The sequence below is a fragment of the Pseudomonas protegens genome (assembly GCF_003732485.1).
Taxonomy (GTDB): domain Bacteria; phylum Pseudomonadota; class Gammaproteobacteria; order Pseudomonadales; family Pseudomonadaceae; genus Aquipseudomonas; species Aquipseudomonas protegens_B.
Genome location: NZ_MOAK01000049.1, coordinates 51,570 through 57,328, shown reverse-complemented (window position 1 = coordinate 57,328; position 5,759 = coordinate 51,570). Strand labels below are relative to the sequence as shown.

8 protein-coding genes and 1 pseudogene are annotated in these 5,759 nt (G+C 65.2%); 8 read left to right on the top strand and 1 reads right to left on the bottom strand.

Annotation, left to right across the window (positions count from 1 at the left end; translation table 11 throughout):
• On the bottom strand, window positions 1–195 hold a 195-nt coding region (locus tag BLX41_RS35165; RefSeq protein WP_259699030.1), incomplete at its 3' end, for a ParA family protein.
• 346 nt (window positions 196–541) lie between these two features.
• Here BLX41_RS35165 and BLX41_RS12305 point away from each other — a divergent pair.
• The 8 genes and pseudogenes from BLX41_RS12305 to BLX41_RS35160 all read left to right on the top strand — a co-directional run.
• The gene (locus BLX41_RS12305; protein ID WP_123725093.1) at window positions 542–1,261 is read left to right on the top strand and encodes a beta-ketoacyl synthase chain length factor; all 720 of its coding nucleotides are present in this window, start codon (window positions 542–544) and stop codon (window positions 1,259–1,261) included.
• Window positions 1,237–2,058 carry a lysophospholipid acyltransferase family protein gene (locus BLX41_RS12300; RefSeq protein ID WP_123725092.1) on the top strand — a complete coding sequence of 274 codons (822 nt, stop codon included), beginning with the start codon at window positions 1,237–1,239 and terminating at the stop codon, window positions 2,056–2,058. Before BLX41_RS12305 ends, BLX41_RS12300 begins: the two co-directional genes overlap by 25 nt.
• Window positions 2,027–2,299: a phosphopantetheine-binding protein gene (locus BLX41_RS12295; RefSeq protein ID WP_011058851.1), complete on the top strand. Its 273-nt coding sequence runs from the start codon at window positions 2,027–2,029 to the stop codon at window positions 2,297–2,299. The genes BLX41_RS12300 and BLX41_RS12295 overlap by 32 nt, the downstream gene beginning before the upstream one ends.
• Window positions 2,300–2,308: 9 nt before the next feature.
• Window positions 2,309–2,563 (top strand): acyl carrier protein, encoded by a 255-nt coding sequence (locus BLX41_RS12290; protein WP_016962653.1) that lies wholly within the window; start codon window positions 2,309–2,311, stop codon window positions 2,561–2,563.
• Complete coding sequence (locus BLX41_RS12285; RefSeq protein ID WP_123725091.1) at window positions 2,560–3,105, top strand: COG4648 family protein; 546 nt, start codon at window positions 2,560–2,562, stop codon at window positions 3,103–3,105. The genes BLX41_RS12290 and BLX41_RS12285 overlap by 4 nt, the downstream gene beginning before the upstream one ends.
• Entirely contained in the window at window positions 3,102–4,775 is a 1,674-nt protein-coding gene (locus BLX41_RS12280; RefSeq protein ID WP_123725090.1) for an ApeI family dehydratase, read from the top strand. The genes BLX41_RS12285 and BLX41_RS12280 overlap by 4 nt, the downstream gene beginning before the upstream one ends.
• Window positions 4,776–4,840: 65 nt before the next feature.
• Window positions 4,841–5,575 carry a glycosyltransferase family 2 protein gene (locus BLX41_RS12275; RefSeq protein ID WP_123725089.1) on the top strand — a complete coding sequence of 245 codons (735 nt, stop codon included), beginning with the start codon at window positions 4,841–4,843 and terminating at the stop codon, window positions 5,573–5,575.
• Window positions 5,572–5,759 (top strand): annotated as a pseudogene (locus BLX41_RS35160) (LpxL/LpxP family acyltransferase); the annotation flags it as partial. The gene BLX41_RS12275 and the pseudogene BLX41_RS35160, both read left to right, overlap by 4 nt.

The following is a 5,759-nucleotide window of genomic DNA, read 5'->3' as shown; positions in this document are numbered from 1 at the left end:
CTGCTTGAAGAAATCGGCAATGCCCATGGGAATGTCATCGCCGGTCAGGCCGGTGAGGTACTGGGTCGAGTTGGCCTGGGCGTCCAGGTCCACCAGCAAGGTGCGATAACCCTCGCTGGCGCTGACCGCCGCCAGATTGCAGGCAATACTGGACTTGCCCACGCCACCTTTCTGATTGAACACCACACGCCGCATGTCTAAACCTCCGTGTATCAAAGATCACCGAGTGTAGTAGTCCTCACCGCCCCTTAGCTACCTCGGCAACACAAGAGTTTCGCGACGTCCAACACCCTTGGAACACGCCATGCAAGGCCCTGGCGACGAGGGATTGGGGTGAAAAGGCAACTCGATAGTGGCAAATGGATATCCATGATCACTGCAGATCCATCTGCTTTTGCGACCAACAGCCCAAGCAGCATTTGCTACAAGCCAGTCGCACCGGGATAATGCGCGCCACTGACGCCTTTGCGTCATCCAGGTCAATCGCCACTCGAAGCGATACGCCGCGTCAAGGAAGCCCGCAGGGGCGGGATGAAATCAAGTGATCAAGTTCAACATCGCTCAATGGCGTGCGTGGGCCCCTGGGCTCGAAAGCGTGGACGCCTGGCAGGCCTGGAGCCGTCAGCCGGCCCTGCCTGAGAGCAGCGATGCCGCTCCCGATGTGTCCTTTCTGCCTGCCATGCAGCGCCGCCGCCTCAGTCGCCTGGCGCGCATGGCCTTCAGCGTTGGCTGGCCCCTGGCCGAAGGCCTCGAGCAATTGCCGCTGGTGTTCATTTCCCGGCATGGCGAAACCCCGCGAACCTTCGAGATCCTCAGCGACCTGGCCGCCGAGCAGCCGCTGTCGCCCACTCAGTTCAGCCTCTCGGTGCACAACGCAGTGATCGGCCTGTGGTCGATCATGCGTGGCGAAACCAGTGAAATGACCGCCCTGGCCGCCGCCGGTGACGGCCTGGAACATGGCCTGCTGGAAGCCGCCACCCTGCTGGCGGACGGTGCCCCCCACGTCTTGCTGGTGATCACCGAGGAACAGCCGCCCGAGGCCTATGCCAGCTGGATCGACGACGTGCCTTTTCCCTACGCCCTGGGCCTGTTGCTGACCCCAGGCGACGACTGGCAACTGTCCCTGGACAGCCACGACGGTCAAATCCCCAAGACCCAGTGGCCCCATGCCCTGAACCTGCTGCGAACCCTGCTCGGCTCGCAGACCTTCTGCCAACATGCCTGGATGAATCGTGTATGGACCTGGCAACGCAACCGCTGAGCGCCAAGGGCCGTAACGCCTATTACTGGCGCCTGCTGGCCACCGGTCTGAGCTTTACACTGTTCGGAATAGGTGGTTTGTGCCTGCGCCTGGTGATTTTCCCCCTGCTCGCCTGCCTGCCCGGCGACGCCGCGAGCCACAGCCGACGCGCACGCAAGACCGTCAGTCGGCTGTTCTGGCTGTTCATCCGTTTCATGGCCAAGAGCGGCGTGCTCACCTATGAAGTCCAGGGCGCCCACCTGCTCGGCCGTCCGGGGCAGATGATCATCGCCAATCACCCGTCGCTGATCGACGTGGTGTTCCTGATCGGCCTGGTGCGCGACGCCAACTGCATAGTGAAGCAAAGCCTCTGGGACAACCCCTTCACCCGCGGCCCGGTGCGCGCCACCCAGTACATCAGCAACGACGGCAGTATGGACATGCTCGACAGCGCCTGCGGGGCGCTGCAAGCAGGCCAGACCCTGATCGTCTTTCCCGAGGGCACCCGTACCCAGCCGGGCGCCGCTCCCGCCTTTCATCGGGGGGCCGCGGCGATTGCCCTGCGGGGTGCGAAGATCATTACCCCGGTGGTGATCAAGGTCAGCCCCACCACCCTGACCAAGGCCGAGCCCTGGTACCGCATTCCGCAACGCCGTGTGCACTTCAGTTTTCACGTCGGTGCCGATATAGACCCACAGACCTTTGCCGCCCAAGGCCCCGCGCCTCAGGCTTCGCGCAAGCTCAATGAGCACTTGCACCACTATTTCATCAAGGAGCTCGCCAGAGATGAGCGATACACACCCGGACCTGATGCTTGAAATCAAACTGCTGATCATCGACGCCCTGGGCCTCGAAGACATCAGCGCCCAGGACATCGGCAACGATCAGACCCTGTTCGGCGAAGGCCTCGGCCTGGACTCGGTGGACGCCCTGGAACTGGGCCTGGCGATCCAGAAGAAGTACGGCATCAAGATCGACGCCGACGCCAAGGACACCCGCAACCACTTCAGTAACGTGGCGAGCCTTGCGGCGTTCGTCACTGCAAAACAGGCAGCTTGAGAACCGACCATGCAAACCCGTGACGACATCTTCAACACCCTGCGCGATGCCCTGGTCGAACTCTTCGAGCTTGAGCCCGACAGCATCAGCCTGGATTCCAACCTGTACCAGGACCTGGAAATCGACAGCATCGACGCCGTCGACCTGATCGACCACATCAAGCGTCAGACCGGCAAGAAAATCGCCGCCGAGGAATTCAAGTCGGTGCGTACCGTCAATGACGTGGTCGAGGCGGTCTACCGTCTGGTCCAGCCGGCCGCATGAGCCGGCTGATCGGCCTGGGCTTGTTGCTGGCCGGCCTGCTTTACCCCTTTGCGGTGTATTTCGGCATGGAGCACTTCGCTCCGTGGCAATTCGGCCTGCTGTTGGGCGGCCTGTGGCTGGCCCGGGCGCTGACCGGCGAACGCCGTCCCGGCAGTCTGTGGATGGCGGGCGCGGCGATCGTCTTCTGCCTGCTGCTGGCGTGGTTCGATCACCCTGCGCTGCTGCGCTGGTACCCGGTGCTGATCAGCAGCTTCATGCTCGGCCTGTTCGGCCTGAGCCTGAAGTACGGTCCGCCGGTGGCAGAGCGCCTGGCCCGCCTTAGCGAGCCGGAGCTACCGGAAAAGGCCATACGTTATACCCGCCAGGTGACCATCGCCTGGAGTGTGTTTTTCCTCTGTAACGGAGTGCTCGCCGCCGCCCTGACCCTCTGGGCGCCGCTGAGCTGGTGGACGTTGTACAACGGCCTGATCGCCTATGGGCTGATGGGTTTGCTGTTTGCCATTGAGTGGCTTTTACGACAACGGGTACGAGGCCGTAGATGAACTGGATTCCCCTTGAGCGGCTATTGCTCAGGACCCAAGCACCGCGGGTGGTCAGCGCCCATCCCGACATCGACCTGGAAGGCTTGCAGACCCGGGCCCTGAGCCTGGCAGCGGCCCTGCACGAGCGCGGCGTGCAACGCCTGGCGCTGCACCTGGAAGATGCCGTCGACCTGGCCGTGGCCCTGCTGGGTGCCTGGCGCGCCGGGGTCAGCGTGTTGCTGCCCGCCGACCTCCAGGCCCAGACCCGCCAGCGCTGGGCCGCGGACGTCGACCTGTGGCTGACCGACCAGGACCCGCCCCTGCAGCCACTGCAGGCGGGGCCTCTGGAGCCGGCCGAACTGGACCTGGACGCCTGCCGGCTGAGCCTGTGCACCTCAGGCTCCAGCGGCGAACCCAAGCGCATCGAGAAAAACCTGCGCCAGCTGGCCAATGAGGTCCAGGCCCTGGAGCAACTGTGGGGCACAGACCTGGGCCCGGCCTGGATCATCGGCAGCGTCGCCACCCAGCATATCTATGGCCTGCTGTTCCGCGTGCTCTGGCCGCTGTGCGCCGGGCGTCCCTTCGTGCGCCGTCAATTGCCGTTCCCCGAAGACCTGCAACGGGCCAGCCGCGAATGCCCGGCATTCGCCTGGGTCGCCAGCCCCGCGCTGCTCAAGCGCATGGGGGACAACCTCGACTGGCCGGCCCTGAGCCCGGTGCGGCGGGTGTTCTCCTCCGGCGGCGCCTTGCCTGCCGAGGCCGCCAGCGGGCTGCAACAGCGCCTGCAGCAATGGCCGACGGAAATCCTCGGCAGTTCGGAAACCGGCGGTATCGCCTGGCGCCAGGGGCCAGACCTGTGGCAGCCCTTTGCCGAGGTGCGCCTGAGCCAGGACAGCGACGGCGCGCTGCTGATCGCCTCGCCCTATTTGCCGGCCGGGCATATCGAGCACAGCGCCGATGCCGCGCGCATCGCCGCTGACGGCCGCTTCGAGCTGCTGGGCCGCCTGGACCGCATCGTCAAGCTGGAAGAAAAACGCATCTCCCTGCCCATGCTGGAACAGGCCCTGGAGCAGCACGAATGGATCGCGGAAGCGCGCCTGGGGGTGATCGAAGACAACCGCGCCTACCTGGGTGCCCTGCTGGTGCTCAGCGAGTCCGGCCTGCATGCCCTGCGCAACCAGGGCCGACGCCACCTGACCCAGGCCCTGCGCCAGCACCTGTCCCGGCACTGCGAAGCCCTGGCCCTGCCCCGGCGCTGGCGCCTGCTGCGGCAAATGCCCCTGAACAACCAGGGCAAACTGCCCCGGGCCGAGGTCCAGGCCCTGCTCCTGGCGCCTCGCCCGCAGGCGCCGGAAGTGCTGGAGCAGGTGCAGCACGAACAAGAGTGGCAACTGCAACTGGCGATTCCCCCGGACCTGGCGTATTTCAGTGGGCACTTCCCCGCCACACCGGTGCTGCCGGGGGTGGTGCAAGTGGACTGGGCCCTGGCCCTGGGCCAGCAACTGCTCGAACTGCCGGGCCGCTTCGCCGGCATGGAAGTGCTGAAGTTCCAGCAACTGGTACGCCCCGGCGACCGCATCCAGCTCAACCTGCGCTTCGACGTCCAGCGCCAGAAACTGTATTTCGCCTACCTGAATGACGGCGCCCCGTGCTCCAGCGGGCGGATCGTTCTGGAGGCCAGCTGTGGATAAGTTGTCGAGCGTTGAACCTGGGATTCGCTGGCAAGCCAGCTCCTACCGTGCAGGGGCCAGCTTCCATGCATAAGCCCTGCGCCGTCATTCCGGTCTACAACCATGAAACCGCCGTGCCCGCGGTGGTCGACGCGCTGCTGGCCCGGGGCCTGCCCTGCGTGCTGGTGGACGACGCCAGCAGCCCCGAATGCGCGGCGGTGCTGGAGCAACTGGCCGGCCTCGACCAAGTGTTCCTGATCCGCCTGGCCATTAACCAGGGCAAGGGCGGCGCGGTCATGGCCGGCCTGCGCGAAGCCGTGCAACTGGGTTTCAGCCACGCCCTGCAAGTGGACGCCGACGGCCAGCACGACCTGGCGGATGTGGATAACTTCATCCAACGCTCCCGGGCCCACCCCGAAGCGCTGATCTGCGGTTATCCACAGTACGACGCCAGCGTGCCCAAGGGACGCCTGTACGCGCGCTACCTGACCCACGTCTGGGTCTGGATCAACAGCCTGTCGCTGCAGATCCCGGACTCCATGTGCGGCTTCCGGGTCTACCCCCTGCCGGCGACCCTGGCCCTGCTGGACTCGGTGCCACTGGGGCGGCGCATGGACTTCGACCCGGAGATCCTGGTACGCCTGTCCTGGCGCAACCAGCCCATGCACTGGCTGCCGACCCGGGTGCACTATCCCCAGGATGGCCTGTCGCACTTTCGCCTGTTCCACGACAACGCGCTGATTTCCAAGATGCACGCCAAGCTGTTCTTCGGCATGTTGCTGCGCCTGCCGCTGATCCTCTGGCGCCGGTGGCGTCCATGAGCCACATCCCATCCAACGAGCACTGGGCCGGGCACCAGGAGCGCGGCAGTTTCTGGCTGATGAAGCTCACCGCCTTCGGTGTGCGGGTCCTGGGGCGGCGGCTACTGAGCCCGGTGCTGTACGTCATCGTGTTCTATTTCTTCCTGTTCGGCCGCAGCGCCCGGCGCAGCATCTGGCAATACCA